The sequence below is a fragment of the Tessaracoccus terricola genome, assembly GCF_054776555.1.
The window spans coordinates 17,466-41,682 of sequence record NZ_BAAHBS010000001.1; the positions used below are offsets into that span (position 1 = coordinate 17,466).

26 protein-coding genes are annotated in these 24,217 nt (G+C 70.7%); 9 read left to right on the top strand and 17 right to left on the bottom strand.

The window, feature by feature from the left end; all coding sequences use genetic code 11:
- Positions 1-2: 2 nt before the first annotated feature.
- Positions 3-581, bottom strand: coding sequence for a DUF1349 domain-containing protein (locus tag ACYU7G_RS00110; RefSeq protein ID WP_461103499.1), 579 nt, complete (start codon positions 579-581; stop codon positions 3-5).
- Positions 582-620: 39 nt separating this feature from the next.
- Here ACYU7G_RS00110 and ACYU7G_RS00115 point away from each other — a divergent pair, with 39 nt between their 5' ends.
- A complete protein-coding gene (locus ACYU7G_RS00115; RefSeq protein ID WP_461103501.1) occupies positions 621-1,022 on the top strand; it encodes a VOC family protein in 402 nt (133 codons plus the stop codon).
- A gap of 5 nt (positions 1,023-1,027) precedes the next feature.
- Entirely contained in the window at positions 1,028-1,426 is a 399-nt protein-coding gene (locus ACYU7G_RS00120; RefSeq protein ID WP_461103503.1) for an MmcQ/YjbR family DNA-binding protein, read from the top strand.
- A gap of 119 nt (positions 1,427-1,545) precedes the next feature.
- Here the strand turns inward: ACYU7G_RS00120 and rplI are convergent, their stop codons facing one another.
- From rplI to ACYU7G_RS00180, 12 genes are all read right to left on the bottom strand, one after another.
- The gene (gene rplI, locus ACYU7G_RS00125) at positions 1,546-1,992 is read right to left on the bottom strand and encodes a 50S ribosomal protein L9 (RefSeq protein ID WP_461103505.1); all 447 of its coding nucleotides are present in this window, start codon (positions 1,990-1,992) and stop codon (positions 1,546-1,548) included.
- A gap of 15 nt (positions 1,993-2,007) precedes the next feature.
- On the bottom strand, positions 2,008-2,247 hold the full coding sequence (rpsR, locus tag ACYU7G_RS00130; RefSeq protein ID WP_143938129.1) for a 30S ribosomal protein S18: 240 nt from the start codon (positions 2,245-2,247) through the stop codon (positions 2,008-2,010).
- A 100-nt stretch (positions 2,248-2,347) separates the two neighbouring features.
- Complete coding sequence (locus ACYU7G_RS00135) at positions 2,348-2,887, bottom strand: single-stranded DNA-binding protein (RefSeq protein WP_461103507.1); 540 nt, start codon at positions 2,885-2,887, stop codon at positions 2,348-2,350.
- 131 nt (positions 2,888-3,018) lie between these two features.
- Complete coding sequence (rpsF, locus tag ACYU7G_RS00140) at positions 3,019-3,306, bottom strand: 30S ribosomal protein S6 (RefSeq protein ID WP_461103509.1); 288 nt, start codon at positions 3,304-3,306, stop codon at positions 3,019-3,021.
- A 116-nt stretch (positions 3,307-3,422) separates the two neighbouring features.
- Complete coding sequence (locus tag ACYU7G_RS00145; protein WP_461103511.1) at positions 3,423-4,928, bottom strand: GH1 family beta-glucosidase; 1,506 nt, start codon at positions 4,926-4,928, stop codon at positions 3,423-3,425.
- 27 nt (positions 4,929-4,955) lie between these two features.
- Complete coding sequence (locus ACYU7G_RS00150) at positions 4,956-7,259, bottom strand: glycosyl hydrolase family 95 catalytic domain-containing protein (protein ID WP_461103513.1); 2,304 nt, start codon at positions 7,257-7,259, stop codon at positions 4,956-4,958.
- A complete protein-coding gene (locus tag ACYU7G_RS00155) occupies positions 7,256-9,310 on the bottom strand; it encodes a beta-galactosidase (protein WP_461103515.1) in 2,055 nt (684 codons plus the stop codon). The genes ACYU7G_RS00150 and ACYU7G_RS00155 overlap by 4 nt, the downstream gene beginning before the upstream one ends.
- Before the next feature lie 263 nt (positions 9,311-9,573).
- Positions 9,574-10,320, bottom strand: coding sequence for an SGNH/GDSL hydrolase family protein (locus ACYU7G_RS00160; protein ID WP_461103517.1), 747 nt, complete (start codon positions 10,318-10,320; stop codon positions 9,574-9,576).
- Positions 10,317-10,694, bottom strand: coding sequence for a rhodanese-like domain-containing protein (locus ACYU7G_RS00165; protein WP_461103519.1), 378 nt, complete (start codon positions 10,692-10,694; stop codon positions 10,317-10,319). Before ACYU7G_RS00165 ends, ACYU7G_RS00160 begins: the two co-directional genes overlap by 4 nt.
- A 52-nt stretch (positions 10,695-10,746) precedes the next feature.
- Complete coding sequence (locus ACYU7G_RS00170; protein ID WP_461103521.1) at positions 10,747-11,085, bottom strand: hypothetical protein; 339 nt, start codon at positions 11,083-11,085, stop codon at positions 10,747-10,749.
- Positions 11,086-12,870, bottom strand: coding sequence for an AMP-dependent synthetase/ligase (locus ACYU7G_RS00175; protein WP_461103523.1), 1,785 nt, complete (start codon positions 12,868-12,870; stop codon positions 11,086-11,088). It lies immediately after the preceding gene.
- A gap of 167 nt (positions 12,871-13,037) precedes the next feature.
- A complete protein-coding gene (locus ACYU7G_RS00180; RefSeq protein WP_461103525.1) occupies positions 13,038-13,175 on the bottom strand; it encodes a hypothetical protein in 138 nt (45 codons plus the stop codon).
- Positions 13,176-13,281: 106 nt separating this feature from the next.
- On the opposite strand from ACYU7G_RS00180, the gene ACYU7G_RS00185 reads away from it, so the two are divergent.
- Complete coding sequence (locus tag ACYU7G_RS00185) at positions 13,282-15,228, top strand: ABC1 kinase family protein (protein WP_461103527.1); 1,947 nt, start codon at positions 13,282-13,284, stop codon at positions 15,226-15,228.
- Positions 15,229-15,283: 55 nt separating this feature from the next.
- On the opposite strand, the gene ACYU7G_RS00190 is transcribed toward ACYU7G_RS00185, so the two are convergent.
- Complete coding sequence (locus ACYU7G_RS00190) at positions 15,284-15,676, bottom strand: MerR family transcriptional regulator (protein ID WP_461103529.1); 393 nt, start codon at positions 15,674-15,676, stop codon at positions 15,284-15,286.
- Positions 15,657-16,034, bottom strand: coding sequence for a hypothetical protein (locus ACYU7G_RS00195; RefSeq protein ID WP_461103531.1), 378 nt, complete (start codon positions 16,032-16,034; stop codon positions 15,657-15,659). The genes ACYU7G_RS00190 and ACYU7G_RS00195 overlap by 20 nt, the downstream gene beginning before the upstream one ends.
- Before the next feature lie 190 nt (positions 16,035-16,224).
- Between ACYU7G_RS00195 and ACYU7G_RS00200 the strand changes: the two genes are divergently transcribed.
- The 4 genes from ACYU7G_RS00200 (at position 16,225) to ACYU7G_RS00215 (ending at position 18,960) form a co-directional block, all read left to right on the top strand.
- Complete coding sequence (locus tag ACYU7G_RS00200) at positions 16,225-17,631, top strand: glycoside-pentoside-hexuronide (GPH):cation symporter (RefSeq protein ID WP_461103533.1); 1,407 nt, start codon at positions 16,225-16,227, stop codon at positions 17,629-17,631.
- A gap of 208 nt (positions 17,632-17,839) precedes the next feature.
- Positions 17,840-18,328: a fluoride efflux transporter FluC gene (locus ACYU7G_RS00205; RefSeq protein WP_461103535.1), complete on the top strand. Its 489-nt coding sequence runs from the start codon at positions 17,840-17,842 to the stop codon at positions 18,326-18,328.
- The gene (gene crcB, locus ACYU7G_RS00210) at positions 18,325-18,705 is read left to right on the top strand and encodes a fluoride efflux transporter CrcB (RefSeq protein ID WP_461103537.1); all 381 of its coding nucleotides are present in this window, start codon (positions 18,325-18,327) and stop codon (positions 18,703-18,705) included. The genes ACYU7G_RS00205 and crcB overlap by 4 nt, the downstream gene beginning before the upstream one ends.
- A gap of 63 nt (positions 18,706-18,768) precedes the next feature.
- Entirely contained in the window at positions 18,769-18,960 is a 192-nt protein-coding gene (locus ACYU7G_RS00215) for a hypothetical protein (protein ID WP_461103539.1), read from the top strand.
- Here the strand turns inward: ACYU7G_RS00215 and ACYU7G_RS00220 are convergent.
- Positions 18,957-20,408 carry a glycoside hydrolase family 43 protein gene (locus ACYU7G_RS00220; protein ID WP_461103541.1) on the bottom strand — a complete coding sequence of 484 codons (1,452 nt, stop codon included), beginning with the start codon at positions 20,406-20,408 and terminating at the stop codon, positions 18,957-18,959. The genes ACYU7G_RS00215 and ACYU7G_RS00220 overlap by 4 nt on opposite strands.
- A 92-nt stretch (positions 20,409-20,500) precedes the next feature.
- Between ACYU7G_RS00220 and ACYU7G_RS00225 the strand changes: the two genes are divergently transcribed.
- Positions 20,501-20,878, top strand: coding sequence for an MmcQ/YjbR family DNA-binding protein (locus tag ACYU7G_RS00225; RefSeq protein ID WP_461103543.1), 378 nt, complete (start codon positions 20,501-20,503; stop codon positions 20,876-20,878).
- Positions 20,879-20,945: 67 nt separating this feature from the next.
- Positions 20,946-21,491: a hypothetical protein gene (locus tag ACYU7G_RS00230; protein WP_461103545.1), complete on the top strand. Its 546-nt coding sequence runs from the start codon at positions 20,946-20,948 to the stop codon at positions 21,489-21,491.
- Between the two features lie 60 nt (positions 21,492-21,551).
- On the opposite strand, the gene ACYU7G_RS00235 is transcribed toward ACYU7G_RS00230, so the two are convergent.
- Positions 21,552-24,176, bottom strand: a complete 2,625-nt coding sequence (locus ACYU7G_RS00235; protein ID WP_461103547.1) for a carbohydrate-binding protein — start codon at positions 24,174-24,176, stop codon at positions 21,552-21,554.
- Positions 24,177-24,217 lie beyond the last annotated feature (41 nt).

A 24,217-nucleotide genomic window follows, 5' to 3' on the forward strand; every position in this document is an offset into this window, starting at 1 on the left:
TCCTAGTGGAGGGAGGAGTCGGGCGTGGTGAGGCGCCAGCCCAGGAACCGGACGCGCAGCCCGGCACGGGTGGGCGCACACGCCAGGGGACCAGCGCTGAGCTCGGCGGTCTCCGGCACGGGGATGACCCGCAGGAACTGCCACGGCTCGTCGTCGCGGCGGGCGCGGATGGTGACGGCGTCGCCGGCGCGCGACGCCCGGACCGTGACCCGGTGGCCGTTCCAGTCCGGGACGGGCGCCACCGACCAGTCGGAGCGCGGCCAAGTCACCACGGCCCCGGCCTGCAAGAGTCCGTCGGCGAACTCGACCCCGGCCTTGACCCAGTGCTCCTCGTCCTGGCGCAGGAAGATGCCGGCCTGGTCGAACTGTTCGGCGAAGTCCACCGCGATCTCGACCTCCATGGCGCTGTCCTGCTCGAACGGGACCAGCAGCGCGTGCTCGGAATCGTGCACGAAGCCATAGCTGGTGTGGCGCCACGCGTCGCTGCCCTCGGCCGCCTCCACCACCAGCGCGGATCCGTCCTCGGAGGCCGATACCGGTGGCGTGGTCCAAGTGCCTGCTGCCCATTCGATTCGCGTCATGGGCACCAGCATGCCGCACCGGTACGTAGGATTCTGACCATGACGGAACCCGAGATCCACGGCATCCACCACGTCACGATGACCGTCACCGACGTCGACGCCGCCGCCGGCTGGTTCGAGCGTGTCCTGGGGTTCCGGCTGCTCACACGCCTGGAGCACAACGGCCTGCCCAAGGCCCTGAGCAAGCGCGGACCCATGATGGTCACCTTCATCAACCACGGGACCGCCACCTCCGGGAGCTTCGACGAGCGGCGCGTGGGTCTGGACCACCTCAGCTTCGCCGTCACCGACGCCGAGCTCGAGGCCTGGGGTGCCCGGCTCGACGAGCTCGGGGTGACGCGCTCACCGGTGGCGGAAGGGCTGAAGGGTCGGTTGATCTCGTTCCGGGGGCCCGACGACATCGCGCTCGAGTTCTACACCCTGCCCCCGCAGCGGGAGTGATGGCGATGGCACACCCGATCATGTTCAGCGAGGACGACCCGTTCCTGCACCGGTTCCGCGAGCTGGCGTTCTCGTTCCCCGGAGCCCAGGAGAAGATCGCCCACGGCCGGCCGGTGTTCTACACCAAGAAGGTGTTCGCCTACTACGGGATGAGCCACAAGGTGGACGGCGAGTGGGTGCAGCACCCGCAGGCCGTGTGCCTCCTGCTCTCCGAGGACGAGCGTCTCTCCGCGCAGGGCCTGCCATTCTGCTGGGTGCCCGGCTACATCGGGCCGTTCGGTTGGCTCGGCTTCGACCTCGACGACGAGACCGACTGGGACGAGCTCGCCGAGTGGGTGGACGACTCCTACCGGATGACCGCGCCGAAGAAGCTGGTGGACGAACTGGACGGTCGGTTGGGCTGAGGAGGGGAGCCTGCGGTGCCCTTCGAGGCTCGCTGCCGCTCGCACCTCAAGGCGATGTGGGAAGGAAACGAAAGAACCCCCACCGCGGACGGTGGGGGTTCCTTGCAGGTGCTGTGCGATCAGCCCTCGACGACCTCGAACGGGACGTGAGCGGTGACGCCCTGGTGCAGCTTGACCTCTGCGATGTGGGCCCCGAGGGACTTGACCGGCTTGGTGAAGCTGACGGTGCGCTTGTCCAGCGAGGGGCCGCCGGCCTTCTTCACTGCCTGCACGAGTGCAGCGGCGGTGACGGAGCCGAACAGGTGACCCTTGTCGGAAACCTTCGCGGGGACCGAGACGGACAGCTCCTCGAGCTGGGTCCGGATCTCGGCGGCGTGCTCGACGCCACGGATCTCGCGGGCGTCACGAGCGCGCTTGATGCCCTCGATCTGCTTCTCGTTGCCCTTGGTCCAACGGATTGCCTTGGACTGGGGCAGCAGGAAGTTGCGGCCGTAGCCGTCCTTGACCTCGACGACGTCGCCGGCGATGCCGAGCTTGTCAACGGTGCTGGTGAGGATGAGCTTCATGAGTTCGTCTCCTTGTCAGCGAGCGGTCGAGGCGTAGGGCAGCAGAGCCACCTCGCGGGCGTTCTTGACGGCGAGGGCAACCTTGCGCTGGTCCTGGACGGACAGACCGGTCACTCGACGGGCGCGGATCTTGCCGCGCTCCGAGATGAACCGCTTCAGCGTGTTGGTGTCCTTGTAGTCGATGTTGGCGACGCGAGTCGTCTTCACCGGCATGATCTTCTTCTTGTTCACAGGCTTGCGCTGTGGACCGGCCATTGTGGTGCTCTCCTTGTGTGCTGGGCCTGGTCAGGCCCTGGAAGCCCGTCTTTCGACGGAATGTGCCAGCTGGCCGAGTTCGGCCAGTTGTAGCTGTGGATCAGAACGGGGGCTCTTCGGCATTGGATTGGGCCCACGGATCGTTGCCACCGCGGTTGCCGCCGGCGTTGCCGCCGCTGCTGCCCCACGGGTCCTGCGATCCGGAGTTGTTGCCCTGGCCCTGCGAGCCCTGGTTCTGGTTGCCCTGCCAGTTGCCGCCACCGCCACCGCCACCACCGCTGGTGCGGGTGACCTTGGCCGTTGCGTAACGCAGTGCGGGACCAACCTCTTCGACGTCAACCTCGAACACGGTGCGCTTCTCGCCCTCACGGGTCTCGTAGCTGCGTGCCTTCAGACGCCCCTGGACGATGACGCGGGACCCCTTGGAGAGGGTCTCGGCAACGTTCTCGGCGTACTGGCGCCATACCGAGCAGTTGATGAACATGGCCTCGCCGTCTTTCCATTCATTGGTCTGACGGTCGAAGTTGCGGGGCGTCGACGCGACCGTGAAGTTCGCGACTGCCGCACCGTTGGGGGTGAAGCGCAATTCGGGATCGGCGGTGAGGTTGCCGATCAGCGTGATTTGGGTTTCGCCTGCCATGTCTTGCCTTCCGAGTGTTTGGTCTTTCGATCCTAGTGGGTTGCCCTGACAGGCAACCGCGGTAGCTGGTAACCACACTCTGGGAGTTTCGGACCCCGAGTCGTCACCGGCGACGGATCGCTGTGGAAAACTCAGTCCTCGAGACGGAGAACCTTGGTCCGGACGATCTTCTCGTCGATACCCAGGAGACGATCCATCTCCTTGACGACGGCGGGCTCAGCGGTGAGCTGGACCACGGCGTAGAGGGCTTCGGACTTCTTGTTGATGTCGTAAGCGAGACGACGGCGACCCCAGATGTCGATGTTGTCGACCGTTCCGCCACCCTTGGTGATGGTTTCCAGGTGCTTGTCGACGACGGTGGGAACCTGTCGCTCATCCACATCTGAGTCGATGAGGATCATGACTTCGTACTTGCGCATGCGCAGCCCAACCTCCTTCGGACTAACGGCCACGGGCGGTTCCCGCGGCAGGAGGGCGTGGCCGGCTGTTGCCGACCGACTGCCAACTCTACCCGAGCGCCCGCGGCCGGACGAAATCAGCTCGCGGCCGCCACCGGCGCGACGTCCTCACCGGACTCGTCGACGTCCCGGGCGCGCGAGCCGTCCGCCCCAGGCACGTCGGGCAGGGTGCGGGACGCGATGAACTCGCGGTACCACAGGGCACTGTTCTTGGGGGTGCGCTCGAGGGTGTCGAAGTCCACCCGGACGATGCCGAACCGCTTGGCGTAGCCGAAGCCCCACTCGAAGTTGTCCAGCAGCGACCACACGAAGTAGCCGCGCAGGTCCACGCCGGCCTCGATTGCGCGGTGGGCTGCGGTGAAGTGGCGGCGCAGGTAGTCGGTGCGGTCCACGTCGGCGATGCTGCCGTCGGCGAGCACGACGTCGTCGAACGCGGCCCCGTTCTCCGTCACCATCAGCGGCTGCTCAGGGAACTCCTCGTGCAGGGACAGCAGCAGTTCCTCCAGCGCCTCGGGGGCGATGTTCCAGCCCATGGCGGTGTGGGGGCCGGGCTGCTCAACGAACTCCACCACGTCGTCGCTGCCCGGCCAGGCGGTGCCGGCGGAGGCCTTGTGCCCGTCGTTGGCCTGGCGCGGGGAGTTGCCGTCCCAGAGGCGCACCGTCGCCGTGGAGTAGTAGTTGACGCCCAGCACGTCGATCGGCTGGTTGACGACGGCGAGGTCGCCTTCACGCACGAAGGACCAGTCGGTGACGGCGGCGGTGTCGGCCAGCAGGTCCTCGGGGTAGGAGCCGAGCAGCATCGGGTGGGTGAAGGCCCGGTTGGCGAGGGCGTCGATGCGGCGGCGGGCCTCGCCGGTGGGGTCGCCGCCGTCGCGCAGGGCATGGAAGTTGAGGGTCACGGAGTAGTCCGGGTCACCCGTGCTGGCGGCCCGCAGCGCCTGCACCCCGAGGCCGTGGGCGAGGTTGAGGTGGTGGACGGCCGCGAGTGCCGCCGCCGGTTCGGTGCGACCGGGCGCGTGCCCGCCCTGGCCGTAGCCGAGGTAGGCCGAGCACCAGGGCTCGTTGAGGGTGGTCCAGGTGTCGACGCGGTCACCAAGGGCGGTGCCCATGACGGTGGCGTAGTCGGCGAACGCCTCGGCCGTGGGGCGCACCGCCCAGCCGCCCTCGTCCTCGAGGGCCTGCGGCAGGTCCCAGTGGTAGAGCGTGGCGACGGGCTTGATGCCGCGGGCGAGGAGGGCGTCGACGAGGCGTCGGTAGAAGTCGAGCCCCTTCTGGTTGACGGGACCCCGGCCGGTGGGCTGGATGCGGGGCCAGGCGATGGAGAACCGGTACGCCTCGAGACCGAGGTCCGCCATCAGGTCCAGGTCCGCCTCGACGCGGTGGTAGTGTTCGCAGGCCACGTCGCCGGTGTCGCCGTTCCAGACCTTGCCCGGGGTGTGGCTGAAGGTGTCCCAGATGGAGGGGCCGCGACCATCCTCGCGCGCGGCGCCCTCGATCTGGAAGGCGGCGGTGGCGGAGCCGAGGACGAACCCGGGCGGGAAGACGAGGCCGTGGTCTCGGAAGTCGGGGTTGCCGGTGCTCATGCGGGGCTGTTCCTTTTCGTTGGTCGGTCAGGGTCCGGGGATGGTTCGCAGGGCGCCGTCGAGCACCAGGGGCGCCCCGTGGGGCACCTCCACCAGGGCGCGACGGTGCGGTGTGGTCAGCTCGATGCCCCCGGCTGCGGCAGGGGTGCGGGCGGTCAGGACGGCCCGGTTGAGGGTGCCGGCGGTCCAGTCGAGGTCGACGACGATGCCGGGTCGGGCGACGAGGCCGGTGACGCTTCCCGTGGCGAGGGCGGCGGGAAGGGTGGGCAACAGGTCGATGCGGCCCGGTCGGTGGCTCTGCACGAGCAGTTCGCACACGGCCCCGAGCAGGCCCAGGTTGCCGTCCACCTGGAACGGCGGGTGGGCGGCGAACAGGTTCGGGTACAGCCCGCCGCGCTGGCCGAAGCCCTCGTCGGCGACCCGGACCGCCAACGGCAGCAACCGTTCGACGCGTTCGACGTCGCGCAGCCGGGCCGCGAGCCCCAGCTTCCACGCCAGCGACCAGCCGGTGGAGTCGTCGCCGCGCTCGTCGAGGGTGCGCCGCACCGCGTCGTGGTCCCCGTCGTCGCCGCTGCTGCCCGGGAACCAGCCGAACAGGTGGGAGACGTGGCGGTGCTGCGGGTCGACGGCGGCGACGTCGCTGCCCCACTCCAGCACGGTTCCCTCCCGCGTGCGGGCGGGCGCGGGCACGCGCGGGAGGAGCTCGCGGCAGCGGGCGGCCACCGGGTCGGCGGGTTCACCCACCGCCGTGGCGAGTTCGGCGACCAGTTCGAGCACCTCGCGCAGCAGCGCCATGTCCAGCGCGCTGGAGCGGGTCAGCGCGGCGGCGGCGTCGCCGACGCGGTAGTGGTTCTCCGGCGACGTGGACGGGAACGTGGCCACGGTCCCGTCGGGTCGGGTGGCGAAGTCCAGCAGGAACTCCGCGGCTCCCCGCGCAACCGGCCAGAACCGGGCGAGGGTGGTGGGTGTCATCGAGCCGAAGCGGCGGTGCTCGTCGAACTGCCGCACCAGCCAGGCGCCGCCCATGGGCCAGATCGCCCACGACGCGTCACCCCTCGTGGGCCACGGGTGGGCCCACGGGTCCGAGTTGTGGTGGGCAACCCAGCCGCCGGCACCGTAGAGGCGACGGGCGGCGTCGCGGCCGCGCTCGACCAGGCCCTCGAGCAGTTCCAGCAGAGCCCGGTGCGCGTCGCCCGTGCCGGTGGGTTCGGCTCCCCAGTAGTTCATGGGGGTGTTGATGTTGAGGGTGTAGTTCGAGGACCACGGCGGTTGCAGTTCCGCGTTCCACAGGCCCTGCAGGTTGGCCGGGGGCAGCCCGGGCCGCGACGCCGCCCGCAACAGGTAGCGGCCGTGTTCGAACAGCACCGGCAGCAGCGCGGCCACCTCGCCCCGGGCCACCAGCCACTCCGGTTCCACCTCCGCCACCGACGACGGCGTGGCCAGCACGACGGCGCCGCTCGCGGTCCGCTCGGCCGCGGCGTGCAGGTCCAGCGCGTCCCCCGGGAGGGCGAGCGCCGCACGTTCGGCGGCGCGGGCCACCGCGGCCGCCACCGGGCGGGGAGCGGCGCCGACGCGCTCGAAGTTCGTCTCCACGGCCAGCACCAGCCGCAGGTGGGTGGCGTCCAGCACCTCGATGCCGTCGTCGACGACGCGGGCGCGGCCGTCGTGGTGGATGCGCAGCGCCACTGCCACGGCCAGGGTGGTGACGCCCGGAACCTCCCAGGTGCGGGCGGGCTGCGTGGGTTCGTGGGCGGGGGCGGCGTCGGCGGGCACGTCCAGCACGCGGGTGAGGCCCGCGGCGTCGGTGGTGGCCTCCCGGACGCGCAGCGGGGTCTCGAACCGGATCCGCACCCCGCCCGGGCGCGGCCCGAGTCGGGTCTCGTGCAGCAGGAGGTCGGCCTCGCGCAGCGTGGCGGTGCGGGAGGTGCAGGTGCGGGCCGCGCCTCGCTGCAGCGTGGTGTGGAGCGCCGCGGCGAGGTCGAGGGTGCGCTCCACCTCGTCGACGTCGTCGCCCAGTTCCACCACCAGTTCGCCCACCGGCAGGAAGGTCTGCGCCCAACTGTGTTGCAGGGGCTGCAGGGCCGCCTCGGCCGCCACCGGGTCCCCGGCGTCGAAGAGCGCCTCGGCCCGGGCCAGCGCGGCGGCCGCCACCTCGTCGGCCACGAGGTCACGGGTCTGGGACTCCGGCCCGCCGGACCACACCGTCGACTCGTTCAGCCCGATGCGCAGCGCACCGCCGGCGGCGCCCACCATGGCGCCGATGCGGCCGTTGCCGAGCGGGAACCGGTCCAGCCAGGTGCGCGAGGCCCGGCGGTGGTGCAGCCGGGTCATGCCGGGCTCTCCTCGCGGACGATCCGCACGTCCCCCACGGTGACGACGAGTTCTTCCCCGACGCGTTCCCCGGTCAGCAGTTCGGTGCCGGTGGCGCGCACGGCTCGGGGCTCGCGGCCGTGGTTGAGCGCGAACAGGTAGGTGTGCGCACCGGCGCGGCGGCGCACCACCTCGAGCCCGTCGGACACCTCCGGGTTGGTGGGTGCCACGTCGGCCTCGGCGAGGATCCGGGACAGGTGCCGGGCCAGGGAGTCCGCGTCCGGCCGGGCGGACAGGTAGTGGGCGACGCCCGCGCCGTGCTGGTTGCGGGTGATGGCCGGGGCGCCCTCGCCGATGACGGGGTGGGCTTCGGCGGTGTGGGTGGCGACGGCCTCGGCGCCGCGCAGGTGCAGCCTCTCGGTCCAGGAGTGCGCGCGGGTGCCGTCGGAGAGCGCGACGCCGTCGCCGTCCGGGAGCGGGACGAGTTCCTCGACGTGGACGCCCAGAAGATCGGCGAAGGCTCCCGAGAAGCTGCCGATGCGGACGCGGAGGTGTTCGTCGGTGGAGCCGGCGAAGCCCCACACGGCCAGGTGGCCGCCGGCGGAGACGAAGGCGTCGAAGCGCGCGGCCTGCGCGTCGCTGACCGGCAGCAGGCTGGGGACGAGGACGGCGTCGTAGGCCGTGAGGTCCGCGTCCGGGGCCACGACGTCGCAGAGGTGACCCAGGCCCCAGAGCGCGGTGTGGACGGAGCGGACGGCCGGCAGGAACCGCACGTCGGCCGACGGCATGGCAGGGGTGTCTGCGGCCCACCAGGCGTCCGCGCTCCAGACGACTGCCACCCGGGCGTCGTTCACGCGGCCCGTCGCGGGAGGCTCGGCCAGCTCACCGAGCCGGGAGAGTTCCTCGCCGAGCGCCGCGAGTTCCCGGAAGAGGCGGCTGTCCGGGCCGCTGTGGGGGACCATCGCGGAGTGGAAGAACTCGGCGCCGGTCAGGGGCGCGCGCCACTGGAAGAACAGTGAGCCCATCGCACCGCGGGCGAGGTACTGGTAGGTGTTGCGACGGATCCGGCCGGGTTCCTTGACCAGCATCCGGCCGCCGTCGTAGTCGTAGACGAGGCTGGTGGACTGCTCCATCAGCAGCCACGGCCGGCCCCCGTTGAACGAGCGCGCCAAGTCCGCCGCGAACGCGACGTGGGTCTCCCCGGCCGGGCCGGCGTCGTCGAGGTAGTGGTCGATGGACACGACGTCGATCTCGGCGGCCAGCGCCCACTGGTCGTAGTGGTTCCAGGTGGGCAGCATGAAGTTGGTGGTGGTGGGAATGGCGCTGTGCTCGCGGACGATCGCCACCTGTTCCCGGAGGCAGTCCCGGATGACTTCCGCGGAGAAGCGCTTGAAGTCCAGCACCTGGGACGGGTTGGGCAGGTACTGCGTGGCGGGCAGGGCGCGGACGTCGCGCCAGTCCGAGTACCCCTGGGACCAGAACGCGGTGTTCCACGTGTGGTTCAGCCGCTCCAGGGTGCCGTACCGGCTCCGCAACCACTCCCGGAACGCGGCGTCGGTCTCGGGCCCGTGGGAGACGGTGCCGTACTCGTTGTGGAGGTGCCACAGCACGACGGCGGGGTGGCTGCCGTAGCGCTCGGCGAGCTTGCGGGTGATGCGTCGGGCGGCCTCGCGGTAGGACGGGGCGGCGGGGTTGTAGGTGTCGCGGCTGCCGTGGCTGAGCCGCACGCCGTCGTCGCGGACGGGCAGGCCGTCGGGGTGCAGCCGGGAGAACCAGGGCGGCGGCGACGCCGTCGGGGTGGCCAGCACCACGCGCACTCCGTTGCGGTGCAGCCGGTCCAGGGCGGCGTCGAGCCATTCGAAGCGGTACTCCTCCGGCGTCGGCTCCAGCGAGGACCAGGAGAACACGCCCACCGTCGCGGTGTTCACGTGCGCCCGCCGCATCAACTCGTCGTCCTCGTCCAGGACGGTGGTGCTCCACTGCTCGGGGTTGTAGTCACCGCCGAACCAGATGCCCGGGTGCAGGCGGGGCGAAGGTGCCGCGCCCGCGGGGGCATCGTCGGTCCTGGCCATGTGTGACTCCGTCGTCGGTGGGGTGAGATCGAAACGCTTCGATGGTTTGAGTGTAGGCGCACCAAATGTCGTTGGCAACCCTCTCACAGGGGCGTCCCACGCCCCGAACCGCCGACCAGAATCGACGGCGAGGTGGCGGGCCACCCTTCCGGCGATTTCAGTCGGCGAGTCGGGTCAGGCGGCCCGGGAGCGGCGCCGGGGCGGCGACGCCTGGGCCGGCCGGGGCGACGACGCGACGGCTCTCGCGGCCGGCCGCGGTGCCCTCAGCGCGACGGCGTCAGCTCGGCCAGCACGCCGGAGGCCTCGATCGCGTCCCAGAACGCGTCGGCCCAGGCGGCGTAGCCCTTGTCGTTGGGGTGGAACCAGTCCTTGGCGGTGGAGCGGTGGTAGCGGAAGTAGCCCAGCTGCCGCGAGGGCTTGTGCAGCTCGACGAGGTGGTGGCCGCGCTCGGCGATCAACTCGGCGGCCTTCGCGGCCATCGCCACCGACTGCCGGTCCATGCCCGGGATCATCACCCAGGGGACGTCGGCGATGAAGCTGCCGCGCGGCACGGTGGACAGGATGGTGGCCAGGGAGTCGGTGAACTTCTCGAGGTTGCTGTGGGGGAAGATCACGTCGTTGGCCCCGATGTCCATGGTGACGACGTCGGGGGTGAACGGCAGGGCACGGAAGGTGTCCAGCTGGTCACGGACGACGTCGGCGCTGACGGCCCCGGACACCGACAGGTTGGTGACGGCCACGGGTCGGCCGGTGGCCTCCGAGAGCCGGGCGGCGAGCAGCCCGACGTAGCTCTTGTCGACGCTGGAGGCGCCCACACCCTGTGCGGCCGAGTCCCCCAACGCGACGTAGTGCAGCACGTCGGCGGGGTGCTCGGCGGCGCGGTTGCCCCAGTGGGTGGCGTACTCGTCGACGTGGCGGTTCACGGTGCGGCGACCGCGCAGGTAGTCGGCGGCCAGTGCCCCCAACCCGACGACGGCGGCCCCGACGACGCCGGCGCGCAGCCAGTTCACCGTCGCCTCCGGTACGGGCCCGGGATCACCGGGTTGCCATCCTTGGACCAGGCGATCAGCCCGCCGGCGATGCACTCGGCGAGGACGCCCTTCTCACGCAGCTGGGCGGCGGCCACCGACGAGCGCAGCCCGTTGTCGCAGATGACGATGATGGCGGCGTCGTGCTCGGCCAGGGGGTCGTCGCCGAAGATGGCGGTGACGTGGTCTGCCTGGAGTTCCTTCGGGTCGACGGGGCGGGCGCCCGGGGCGTGGCCGGCCTCGTACTCGCGCTTGGGGCGCACGTCGACCAGCACGGCTCCCCGGCTCAGTGCCAGCATGGCGTCGTCGACGCTGAGGCCCGGCAGCTTCTTGCCCAGGAAATCCATCAAACCCATGCCTGCAATCGTGCCCGCAGGCGGGTCCAAAACAAAGCGGGGCCCTCGGGCGTCAGAGGATGCCCAGCATCGCCAGCCCCCAGCACATCACCAGGAAGGCGGCGATCAGCCCGAGCAGCAGGAAGCCGAGCAGGCGCCGTCGGGCGGACCAGATGACGAACCCGGGCACCGCCAGGAACACCAGGCTGAGCGCCACGTAGAGGATCCGGATCCCGACGCCGGGACCGGACTCGGGGGCCAGGTCAGTGCCGGCCGAGAGGTTCCCGGGGCCGGCCAGCAGCGCGTAGACCAGCAGCGGCAGCACGCCGGTCATCACCATGGACAGGGCGCCGAGGCCGACGAGGATCGCCACTGGCCACTGCGACCACCACTTCTCCTTGCGGCCCGCCACCTACTCCCCCTTGCGGAGGCGTTCCAGCCGCGTGTACATCTCCTCGATGGCGGCGCGGAACTTCTCCTCCACCTGCCGACGGCGGACCTTCAGCGTGGGCGTGAGCATGCCGTTCTCCATGGTCAGCTCCTCGTCCATGACGGCGGTCTCCTTGGGGCGGTCCTGTGTGGGCAGGTGCTCGGTGAGGGCCTCGACCCGCCTGCGCAACTCGTCGAGCAGTTCGCCGCTCTTGAGCCAGTCGGCCACCTCGCCCGGCCACTGCCCCACCCGGGCGAGCTCCTCCACCTGCGGCAGCGACGGCTTGACCAGCAGGGTGATGAAGGGCCGGTTGTCGCCGAGCAGTACGGCGTGCTCGAACAGCGGATCGGCCAGGATCATGCCCTCGATGGGCTGCGGTGCGACGTTCTTGCCGCCCAGCGTGACGATGATGTCCTTGATGCGGTCGGTGATCACGAGGTAGCCGTCGGTGTCGACGTAGCCGGCGTCACCGGTGTGGAGCCAGCCGTCGACGATGGCCTCGTCGGTGGCCTCCTGGTTGCGCCAGTAGCCGGCCATGACGTTGGGTCCGCGGTAGAGGATCTCGCCGTACTCGCCGATCTTCAGCTCGGAGCCCTTCATCACGCGGCCTGCCGTGCCGATCTTGAAGCCGTCGGGCGAGTTGAAGCTGACCAGCGGCGACGCCTCGGTGAGGCCGTAGCCGGTGTAGACGGGCAGGCCGACGGCGGAGAAGAACTCCTCGATCTCCTTGCGGATGGGCGCTCCCCCGCAGGCCAGGACCGTTTTCGGGCCGCCGAGGGCGTCGCGGACGTTGCCCAGCACCAGCTTGTCGGCCAGCGGGAGTTGCGCCCGCCACCAGGGCGCCGGGGTGCGGCCCTGCCGGTAGGCGTGCTGGTTCTTCGCGCCCACCCGCAGCGCCCACGAGAAGATCCGCCGCTTCAGCGACGACGACGCCACCTTCGCGTGCGCCGTCGCGAACACCGTCTCGTACAGCTTGGGGACGCTCACCATCAGCGTCGGCTTGGCGAGCACCATCTGCTCGGCGACGGTGCGGGCGTTGGCCACGTAGGTGTTCATGCAGCCCTTGAGCAGCACCACGGTTGTCCAGGCCCGCTCCAGCGCGTGCGAGAGCGGCAGGAATGCCAGGGAGTGGTCTTCCGGGCCGAACGGGAACAGTGCCTCGACCGCCTCCTTCTGCTTGAGGAGCGCCTGGTGCTCCAGCATGACGCCCTTGGGGTCGCCGGTGGTGCCGGAGGTGTAGATGATGGAGGCGAGGTCCTCGCCGCGGGCCTCGGTGAGGCGCGCGGAGATGGCGCCGGAGTCCGGGGTGGTGCGGAAGTCGTCGTAGGCGACGACGGCCTCGGGCATGCCCTCCCACGGCTCGATGACCACGATCCGCTCCAGGGCGGGCAGTAGGTCGGTGACCTGCAGGAGGCGCTCGGCCTCGGAGCGGCCGCCGACGAACATGACGCGCACGTCCGAGTCGGCGGCGATGTGACGGACCTGCTCCGGGGTGGACGTGGCATACAGCGGCACCGGGACGGCGCGGGCGGTGAGGGAGCCGAAGTCGATCTCGGACCACTCGGGGCAGTTGCCGGCGAACAGCCCGACGCGGTCCCCGGGCTCGATGCCGAGGTCCAGCAGGCCCTGGGCCACCTCGTCGACCTTGTTGCCGAACTCGGCGAAGGTTTGCGTCTGCCAGGCGTCGTCGCGGCGGATGCGGGTGGCGGTGCGGTCGGCGTGGGCGGCAACGGTGCCGCGCAGTCGGACGGCGAGGTGTTCGATCATCGGTCCCCCTCGGGTGCTGGCGTGCCCCAAGGGTACTGGCCCGCAACCCCCTGCCCCAGTGCGAGTCGGTGCAACCCGGGACTCCAAGTGCCAGGTCCCGGGTTGCAGCCACTTGTGGGGACGACGTCGGTGCAACCGAGAGCTCGGACAGTCAAGCCCTCGGTTGCTCAGGCGTCGGGGTCGGCCCCCTCGGCAGGGTCCTGGGGGTGCTCCCGCTCGGGAGTCTCGCCGCCCGGATCGACGGCGCCCTCGGCGGGCTCCTCCGGGTGGTGGCGGGTGTCCTCGGTGTCCGGCTGCTCAGTCATGCTGGTCTCCTTCCAACCTTGTCAACTGCTTCCACACTAGGTGCTCGAGGTGCTGGAAACCGCGGTTCTGACAGGTCCGCGTGCCAGACTGTGCCGAGGAGGCTCCATGCTCATCGCCCTGCTCGGAACCGCGTTCAACGTCGGCGTCCTGCTCGTGCTGTCCCGGCGCCTGCTGGGCGTCCCCGTCGGATGGGGCCGGACGGTGCTGATCGGCCTGCTGGTCAACGCGATGGCCTTCCCCGCGGTGCGCACCGTGTTCGACGCCACGGGCGCCGACCCAACGACCATGCCCATCCCGGTGACGTTGCTCACCCTGGTGCTGGCCGCGTGGGCCATCACCGTTCAGCTGGTGGTGCTCACCGTCCTCGAGGCGGTGCTCCCGACCCGTTCGGTGCCGAGCCTCACCACCGTCGTCACCGAGTTCCCCGCGATGCTGCGACGGCTACGCCGCTACGTCACGCTGTGGTGGATCACCGTTCGGCACGGCCTGGTCACCTACCTCGGTCCCGCCAAGTCCCGTGACCCGGACGTCCCGCGGTTGGCGTCGTCGCTGCGCAAGGCGTTCACGCGCGCCGGCGTGACGTTCGTGAAGCTGGGCCAGATGCTCTCCACCCGCCCGGACCTGCTGCCGGCCCCGTTCGTCGCCGAGCTGTCGAAGCTGCAGAGCGAGGTGGAGGCGGAGCCGTGGTCGACGATCGAGCCCATCATCGCCGACTCCCTCGGTCGACCCCTTCCGGAGGTGTTCGCGCACGTCGACGAGACCCCTCTGGCCGCGGCGTCGGTGGCGCAGATCCACGCCGCGACGCTGCTGGACGGCACCGAGGTGGTGGTCAAGGTGCAGCGGCCCCGCGCCCGGCTGCAGGCCACTGCTGACCTGGACATCGTCACCCGGCTCGCCGCACGCCTGGAGGAGCGCACGGCGTGGGGGCGGCGGATCGGGGTGGCGGCGCTGGCTGCCGGTTTCAAGGCCTCCCTGGAGGAGGAGCTGGACTACCGCACCGAGCTGGCCAACACGCGCGCCGTCGGGGCCGCGGACGGGGCGGTCCGCGTCCCTGCCACGCACCCCGAGATCTCTTCCAGCCAGGTGCTCGTGATGGAGAAGCTCGACGGGCAGCCGCTGTCGAGGGCCGGTGAGCCGCTGCACGCCATGCCGGGCGAGCGCCGTCGGGAACTGGCCGACGACCTGTTCCGAGCCGTCCTGAAGCAACTGTTGGTCACCGGCGTCTTCCACGCGGACCTCCACCCCGGCAACATCTTCATCACCGACTCGGGCCTGGCCCTGCTGGACTTCGGCTCCGTGGGACGGCTGGACAAGAACTCGCGCACCTCCCTCGGCATGGTGCTGCTGGCCATCGACCGCGAGGACGCCATCGCAGCCACCGACGCCCTCATCGACCTCCTCGACCGCCCCGATGACCTCGACGACCGCCTCCTCGAACGCCAGGTCGGGCAACTGATCCTGCGGTTCGGCGACGGCGTCGGCCCCGGCGGCACCGGGGACGTTTTCCTGCAGTTGATGGCCCTGGTGCTGGACCACGGCTTCTCCGTCCCGCCGCAGCTCGCCGCGGCCTTCCGAGCGCTGGCGGCACTGGAGGGCTCGCTCGCCCTGCTGGACCCGGACGCGGACCTGGTGTCCCTGGCGCGACGGCACGGTGCAGCCCTGATGGAGGCCCACGCGAGCCCGGAGGCCGTCCGTGCCACGCTGGAGAACCAGCTCGCCACCCTGGTGCCCCTGATCCAGCGGCTGCCCCGTCGCATCTCCCGCATCACCGAGCAACTCGAGGACGGCTCCCTCGTGGTCAACGTCCGCACCATGGGCGGCGAGACCGAGCGCAGCTTCGTCACCGGCCTGGTGCAGCAGGTGAGCACGAGCCTGATCGCCTCCGCAGCAGGCATCGGCGGTGTCATGCTGCTGCAGGCCGACGGCGGCCCCGCCTTCCTACCCAACCTGGCGCTGTGGCCGTTCCTCGGTCTGACGATGCTGTTCATCGCCTTCGTGCTGGGCACCCGGGTGCTGATCGACATCTTCCACGGCCGCACCCAGTCCTCCTGACCCCGGCCCAATCCCCCCCTGGGGTGCGAGCGTCAGTGAGCCTCTGAGGGCCTCGTCAGCTCCGGATCGGCTCATCAGGCCAAGGCTCACCGGCATCGAGTTCTTCACGCCAGGACTGCAGGTGTCCCCGTGCCTCCTGCAGAGCCCGCTCCTTGTCGTCCAGGGAACTCTCCAGTGAAGTGATGGCCTCACGCATGGCGTCCACACGCGCCCGGTACGTCCCGGTGCCGTCCTTCACAGCCAGCACGGTGCGCACCTGCGCGAGCGAGAACCCGACCGCCCGCAGCGACGCGATCACCTGGATCTGGTCCACGACAGACTCCGGGTACCGACGGTGTCCTGAGACGCTGCGCTCGGTGGCGGGAAGCAACCCCTCCCGCTCGTAGTAGCGCAGGGTGTCATGGCTGAGCCCGGACCGGGCCACCACTTCACCGATTGAGAGAGACATGCCAGCAGTACAGCACGAGCGCCAGCACCATGAGCCCGGCCCGCACCAGGTGGTGGGACAGGTGGAACTCACCTATCGCCCTCCCCCACAGCAGAGGTCCCGCGCAGACCAGCACGGCCGCCACCACAGCCAGCGCCACCCTCCAACCGGCCCTGGCTCCCCCGCTGCTGAACTGGGAATGGGCGGCGACGGCGACGGCGGCCCCGCACGCCACCGCGGCCAGGGCGTAGAGCAGCGTGGGGATCGCCGCGATGGCAGTACTGAGGCCATGGTCGCGGCCCTCACCGGGCAGGACAATCAGGGCAAGCACCTGAGCGACGGCAGCGAGCACGAACGGAACGAGAAGTAGGACAGTCATAAGAGCAGCAAACAATCTGGAGTGCGCTCAAGGTCAAGCCCGTGGCCTTACGGGGCTCGCTGATGCTCTCACCTCGAGGAAATTGGGGGCGCAACGACCGAGGGACGGTACGCCTGAGTGTGGCGTTTTGGATGCTTCACCGACACAGGAACCACAGTTAGGTCCCGGCAGGCCGTGGGAGGATGTCGACGTGAGCACCGCAGCCGCAGGAACAGCCCCCACCGACGCCGCCGTCGAGCCGCGCCCGTGGCGCAACCGGTTGAGCTTCGGGCTCGGAACCCTGGGCCGGGACATGACGGCCGCGATGGTCTCCATGTTCCTGATGTTCTACCTCACCGACGTGCTCGACGTCTCCGGCCAGATGGTGGCCGCAGTGACGGTGATCCTGGTGGTGATGCGGGTCTTCGACGCGGTCAACGACCCGTTCATGGGCGTCATCGTGGACAACACCCGCAGCCGCTGGGGCAAGTTCAAGCCGTGGATCACCGTCGGCGCGCTGCTGTGGGGAATCACGACGGTGCTGATGTTCGTCGACACAGGTCTGCAGGGCACCGCATTCCTGGTGGTGTTCACGCTCGTCTACCTGGCGTGGGAGATCAGCTACACCATCAACGACATCTCCTTCTACGGCCTGCTGCCGTCGCTGACCCGCAGCCAGAAGGAACGCGAGGCCATCGGCGTCATCGCCCGGATCAGCGCCAACATCGGCCTGTTCGCCGTCGTGGTAGCGATCATCCCGGTCACGACGATGCTGGGCGAGCGGCTCGGCAGCCTGCAGCAGGGCTGGTTCGCCCTGGCCATCATCCTCGTCGTGGTGATGCTGGCGTTCCAATCGCTGACGGTGCTGTTCGCGCGGCAGCGGGTGGCGGTGCCGGCCGAGCACACCCCGGTGAAGGACCTCGTGCGGGTGATCGGGAAGAACGACCAACTGCTGTGGGTGACGCTCGGCATGCTGCTGTTCATGGCCGGCTACACCGGCACCACCAGCCTGGGCATCTACTACTTCAAGTACGTCTACGGCGACGAGGGCATGTACTCGGTGTTCGCCGCGGTCCTGGGCGTGGCGCAACTGACGGGGCTGGCCGTGTTCCCGCTGGTGGCCAGGGTGCTGCGGCGGCGCGGCATCCACCTGCTGGCGACGGTGCTGTGCGTGGTGGGGCTGCTCATCTTCGCCCTGGCCGGGCAGAACATGCTCGTGATCGGCGTGGCGGGGGTGCTGCTGTTCGTCGGGCAGGCGTTCATCCAACTGCTGATGCTGATGTTCGTGGCCGACTGCGTCGAGTACGGCGAGTGGAAGCTAGGCCGTCGCAACGAGTCCATCACCTTCTCCCTGCAACCCTTCATCTACAAGGGCTCCAACGCGCTGGGGACGGCGCTGGTGGGCATCGCGCTGCTGACCTCCGGCATCAGCGAGATCTCCTCGCCCGACGAGATGACCGACGCCGGCGTGGACGCGTTCAAGCTGGTGATGATGGTCATCCCCATGCTGTTGATGGTGGCGAGCTGGGTGATCCTGCGGGCGAAGTACCGGATCGACGAGGAGCGCTACGCCGCCATCGTCGCCGACCTGCGCGCCCGCGAGGTCACCGTCGTCTGATCCGGGCTTCCGCCGCGCGGTTCCCGGGCCGCCTGTGGTGTCCCGTTCGCAAGTCACTTGCGTTGGGGTCGGCAGACCGACCCTTGCGCAAGCCTCTTGCGAACGGGACACCCGTCCCCTGCGCAACACTGTTGCGAGAGCCGTCGACGACGGCCGCCTGCGCAACACTGTTGCGCTGGGCCCACCCCGAGAACCTGGAAGGAGAGGCGTGGAGCAGCACCCCCACCGGCACCCCGAACTGCCGCTGGACCCAGACACCGCCGCCGACGACCCACCCGGCCGCGGCGCTCCCCCGTCGCCCCGCGCCCCGTACCGGGACCCGCGGGCCATCGCACTCGTGTTCCTGGGCGGCACGCTGGGCACGGGGACAAGGGAGGCGCTGAGCCTGGCGCTGCCGGCCGTCGACGGCGTGGCGTGGACCATCGCCGGCATCAACATCTGTGGCGCGTTCCTGCTGGGGCTGCTGCTGGAGCGCCTCGCCCGCCGCGGCCCGGACCGTGGCCGCAACCGTCGCCTCCGACTCCTGCTGGGGACCGGGTTCATGGGCGGCTTCACCACGTACAGCACGCTCGCCACGGACACCGCCGTGCTGCTCGGCGACGGCAGGGCGGCCCCAGCCGTCGCCCATGCGCTGGGCACGGTGCTGGTGGGGGCGGCGGCGACGTGGTGCGGCATAGTGGCAGGGGCCCGACGATGACGGCGCCGCTCTTCCTCGTCCTCGCGATCGCAGGCGGCCTCGGCGCTGTCTGCCGCTTCGTCCTCGACGGCGTCATCACTGCCCGGGCTCCCCGGGCAGGGCTGCCGCTCGGGACCATCGTGGTCAACGTCATCGGCTCGTTCGCCCTCGGCCTGCTGACGGGACTCGCGTCGTCGGCCTTGCTGCCGCACGAGTGGCAGTTGGTGGTAGGCACCGGCTTCCTCGGCGGCTACACGACCTTCTCCACCGCGAGCTTCGAGACGGTGCGACTGCTCCAGGAGCGCCGCACGGGCGCGGCACTCGCCAACGGCCTGGGCGTCCTGGTCCTGGCGACGGTGGCCGCCGCGCTGGGACTGCTGCTGGCTACGGTGACCTGACGCGGTCGTGACCACAGCACGCGAGCAATCGGTTTCCGTGCACTAGTGGATCCGCACAGCGGCGTGTCGCGTGCCCTGGTCACGGCTCGCTGGAGCAGCCCGGGGTGGAGCAGGCCGAGATGGGGTCCCGGGCGCGACATGGGTCCGGGCTGGATCGAGGTGGCCGCCGACGCCGTCGCCGACGAGGCGCAGCTGGCCTCGTGGGTGGACCTCGCCCTCGCGCACAACCGGAAACGTGACCGACTGACCCCCTAACCCACGCGTTCGTAGGCGAACGAGCGGCAGACCACCGTCCCGGAGAGCACCTCCAGCCCCACCATGCGCCCGGTGAACCCGCCGGCCACCTCGGTGGAGACGTAGCGCCCGTCCAGCCGGCCCAGCACCTGCCAGCCGTCGCCGGTGCGCAGTTCGAGCGCCACGACGTCGGGCTCCGGCCCGTCCTCCGGCAGGCGGGCCGAGACCCGCAGGGCGACCATCCTGCGATGCTCCGGTTCGACGGTGACCGACCCCAGCACCTGCGCCAGCGGCCCGACGTGTGCGACGGCGCGGACCTCGTCGCCGTCGGCCTCGATCCCGTACCAGTGCTCGTCGTCGAGGTGGACGAGCAGCCGCACGGCCCCGGCGGCGACGTCGAGCGCTGCGGTGGCGCTCCACTCCTGGTCACGCACGCGGCAGACGACGGGCCGGGGACGGGCGTCGTCGCAGGTCAGCACCAGCCCGGCGCCGGTGGTGACGCCGGACAGGTCGCCCGACGGGGAGGTCCAGCGGGGGTCGAGGGCACCGTCGAAGGTGTCGGTGAAGTCAGTGCCTGCGACGGGGACCCCGTCCTCCTCGACGATGACGGGCCAGTCGTCGCGCCACTCGACGCGGGCCAGGAAGGTCTCGCGGCCCAGCACGTGCCACTGCGGAAACTTCCCGCGCGGCCGGGTGCCGTGGTGGACGGCGTACCACTGCCCGCCGGGGCCCTCGACCAGGTCTGCGTGCCCAACCGACTGGACCGGGTGCTCGGTGCTGCGGCGGGTGAGGATGGGGTTGGCGGGGCAGCCCTCGAAGGGGCCGCGGGCCGAGCGGCTGCGGGCGACGCTGACGCTGTGTCCGCGGTCGGTGCCGCCCTCGGCGATGAGCAGGTACCACCAGCCGCCCACCTTGTGGAGGTGCGGGCCCTCGGGGTTTCGCATGCCGGTTCCGGACCACAGGCGGACGGGCTCGCCGAGGAGTTCACCGGAGGCGGGGTCCACGGCCACCTGCTGGATCCCCCAGGGGATGCTGCACCAGGTCACCAGGCAGGTGCCGTCGTCATCCCATGCGATGTCCGGGTCGATGCCGGCGACGGGGACCAGCACCGGGTCCGACCACGGGCCCTCGGGGTGGTCCGCGGTGAACAGCGACTGCCCCCGGCCCACCTGCGCGATGTTCGTGGTGATGAACCAGAACCTGCCGTCGTGGTGGCGGATGGTGGATCCGTAGATCCCCGACGACGCCCCGCCGCTGGTCAGGTCGGTCTGGCCGGGGCGGTCGACGACGTGTCCGACGTGGCGCCACTCGAGCAGGTCGGTGCTGGTGTGGACCGGGGCGCCGGGGAAGTACTCGAAGCTGGAGTGGGCCAGCACGTACTCCTGACCGGCGCGGCAGATGGTCGGGTCGGACCAGAAGCCCGCCAGCAGCGGGACCTGGTTGGGGAACTCCTCGTGCGGGTGGGTCATCATCTCTCCATCTTCAGTGGCTGGTCAGTGGTTCCGCAGTACAAGGGGGGAAGCGCCGCGAACTGTCCGGGGTGCGTGGCAGGATCTCCTGCGTGGCGAAACCGAGCAGACCCGAGGTCCCCGAGGAGTGGGTCTTGCGTGTGGACGAGATCCTGAGCGCGTTCCCCGGGTGCGAGGAGGACCCGGCCTGGACCGGCGCCAGGTGGCGCGTCTCGGGCGCGACGGTGGCGCACATCTTCGGCGGCCACGACCAGCGGTTCCGCATCACGTTCCGGGCCAGACCCGACGAGGTGGCCGCCTTCGAGCACATGGGCGAGCCGTACTTCGTCGTCGGGGAGGACGCCGTCGGGATGCTCGTGGACGAGGACTCGGACTGGGAGGAACTGGCCGAGCTGCTCCTGGACTCGTACTGCCTCCAGGCTCCCCGCTCCCTCGCCCTCCGGGTGGACCCGTCCATCGCAGAGCCCTGAGACCCGGTTGTGCAATTCTTCTGCATCGAGAACCACCGGTTCCCCGCCCGAAGACCTAGGAGTCCCCGTGCCCACCTGGCAGTACATCGGCATCCTGCTGCTCATCCTCGTCCTGTTCCTCTCCCCCCTGTGGAAGGGAATGCTCACGCGGCGCGCCCAGAAGTTCGGTGAGGACGCGGGCAAGAACTTCGCCGCCAAGCGGCTCCCCGTGGCGCTGGACGCGTTGTCCACCACGCTCGAGCTGCAGACCGACCCCGCCACTGCGACCGACGTGATCAACCAGGCCGTGGCCGCCAAGCCCAAGCTGGCGAGTGCTGCGGGGCCGGGCACCTGGCACGTGGCCTTCGCCGAGCGCGACGACGTCCACTGCCGCCTCACGGAGGTCGACGGCGGCGTTCGGCTCGCCGTCGTGAAGTCCGTCGAGTTCCAGCAGTTCCCGCAAGGGGCTGCGTACTGGAAGAAGTTCCGCGAGCGGATCGTGAAGGCTGCGCAGGACCGGGGAATCGCCACCCGGGAGGGAACCTCGCCGCACCTGCAGCGGATCACCGACTCGTCGGGCGAGGCCACCTCCGGCGGCGGCCCCGCCTGCATCTGGGTGGCCCCGAGCGCCTGAAACCGCCAGTCGGTGCCCCCGAGGGGCGCTGACCGACCAGCGGTTCCAGGTCACGGGAAACTAACCCACCCGCCCCCACGGGCCCCAGGCGTCGGCGCCCGGCTCCTGCGCACGCGTCCACCACTTGGCACGCCACAGTTCACCGTTGTGGGCCACGACGTCGCCGGCCTCGAAGATCCGGGTGCGGGTCCACTCGGCCACACCGACGGCGGTGGCGCTGACCTCCTGCCACGGACCGTAGGGCTGCCCGGGCTCCTGCCCGCGCGTCCACCACGACGCCACCCAGACAGCACCGTCGTGCTCGACGACGTCGCCGGCCTGGTGGACCGTCCCGGCCTCCCATGCACTCGGGGCGGTCGCCGACGTGTCGTCGCCGACGACGATGCCGCGGCCGTTGCTGGCGATGTAGACGCGCCCGAAGACGTCGGGGTCACCCTCGATGTCGGCGCCGATGGCTCCGAACTGGTGCTCGTCGTCGTTGATGCGCTCCCAGGTGGAGCCGGCGTCGACGGAGCGGTACACCCCGCGCACGCCGTCGCGCTGGGCGGCGGTGTAGATGGCGGGCGTGGTGGAACCCGGCGCGGCCTTGCCGAATCCGACGGTGTCGGCCTCCTCGAACGCGGCCACCCGGGTCCAGGTGGAGCCGGCGTCGGCGGAGCGCCACATGCCGTAGGGGCCGTCGTCGGAGCCGCCGGTCAACCAGACCTCGCCCGGGTGGCCGGGCAGCGCGGCGAAGCGGGCGTTGCCCTCGGCGGGCAGCACGCCGCTGCTCACCGCGGTGAACGTGGCGCCACCGTCGTCGGAGCGGTGGAACACCCCGTCGGCGAAGCCGTAGACCAGTGACGCGTCGACCCGGTCGCTCTCCACCCGCGCCCCGTCGGGCAGGCCCACCACGGGCTCCCAGGTGGCCCCGCTGTCGACGGAGTGCCGCACGCCGACCCCCTCGGGGGCCCACACGAAGCCGGCGCCGTCGGCGGTTGCCGTGATGGTGCCGGAACCGGTGGCGCCCTCGGCGGCGGGCGATGCGGTCCAGGTCTCGCCGGAGTCGGCGGTCACGGCGGCGACCACGTTCCCCGGTCCGTCGGTGCCGGCACGGGCGAACACGTCGGGGGCGAGGCCGGCGACGTCGACGCTGGTGGCGCCGCCGAAGTACGGGCCGCGGAACGTGTTGGTGATGGTGTGCACGTCGTCGTGGACGAATCCGCCGAGGTCGTACATGGCGGAGACGAGGTCGACGTCGCCGGCGGGTGCGGCGAGGTCCAGGATCGCGGTCTCCTCGATGCCGTCGGCCGCGGGCGCGATGTGGATGGTGCCGCCGTCGCGGTCCCACTCGGTCAGGTCGTTGGCGCGGTAGATGGTGGCTCCGGTGCCGTACATCAGCTCGTCGGAGTCGAAGGGGTTGATCTCCAGCGCGGAGACCATCCAGCCCAACTTCGGCGTCGGTTCGGCCCAGGGCTGCGGCGGCGCCACCTGCCCGCCGAACGCCAGCCAGGGCTGCGCGGAGATGTCCTGCTCGTAGCGGGACTCGAACTGCGTGTTGCCGCTTGCGTCGTAGGTGTAGTCCCAGATGGGGGTCCAGGTCTCGCCGCGGTCGGTGCTGCGGAAGATCAGGACGTCGGGCCACCACTGGATCTGGGAGACCACCATGACGGTGTCCGGGTCGCTCTTGTCGACGGTCAGCCCGCCGAAGCCGAAGTCACCACCGACGGGGCGGTGGGTGGGGGTGATGTCGGTCCAGGTGCCGTCGTCGATGCCGTAGCGCCACACCTCGCCGTCGGAGCCGTCGTAGGGTCCGGAGGTGTTGCTGGTGGTTAGGTAGAGGAACCGGCCCTGCTCGTCGACGACGCCGTGGTGCGGGATGAACCCGGTGGGTGCCCCGGCCACCGGCTGCCAGGTCAGGCCAGCGTCGTCGGAGCGGTAGAGGATGTCGTCGACGTCGGCGACGGCGGTGAAGATGGTCCGGCTGGGGCCGTCGGCGGTGGCCGAGGCGGGGTCGAAGACGGTCCACAGCACGCCCAGGTTGGACATCAGGTAGGAGTTGCCGGAGGCGGCGTCCGGCACGAAGTCACCCGCGTTGGGGAAGGCCGTCACCTGCTCGAAGGTGGCGCCGGCGTCGGTGGAGCGCCACAGCCCCTCCCCCTGCTCGGCCCCGAAGTAGATGACGTCGTTGTCCCCCGGGTCCACCGCGAGCCGCTCGCCGATGCCGCGGCCCGGCATGTTGCCGCCCACCTTGAACGGCAGGTCGGTGCGCTGCCACGTCTCGCCGCGGTCCGACGAGCGCAGGATGGCACCGTTGTTCGGGTCCCACTCGTTGGTGTACATGCCGACGGCGGTGTAGACGCGGTCCGGGTCGACGGGGTCGGTGGCCAGGCTGAGCACCCCGAGGTGGCCCCAGTCATCCCAGCCGACGTGGTCCAGCAGCGGCACCCAGCGGTTGGTGGTGCGGTCGAGCCGGTACGCGCCTCCGATGTCGGTGCGGGCGTAGACCAGCCCCGGTTCGCTCTGGTTGTAGACGATGCCGGGGACGTAGCCGCCGCCGACGATGGCTCCGTTGGTCCAGGTGTAGCCGGACGTCCCGGGTTCGACGGGGGGCTCGGCCGAGGCCGGCCCCGCGAAGGCGAGTGGGACGGCAAGTCCCACCGCGAGCATGAGGCCGATGACCGGCCGGTTTCGCAACGCTGTCACTTTCACTCCCTTGTGTAGGTGGCGGTCGGTTGGTGCCCGAC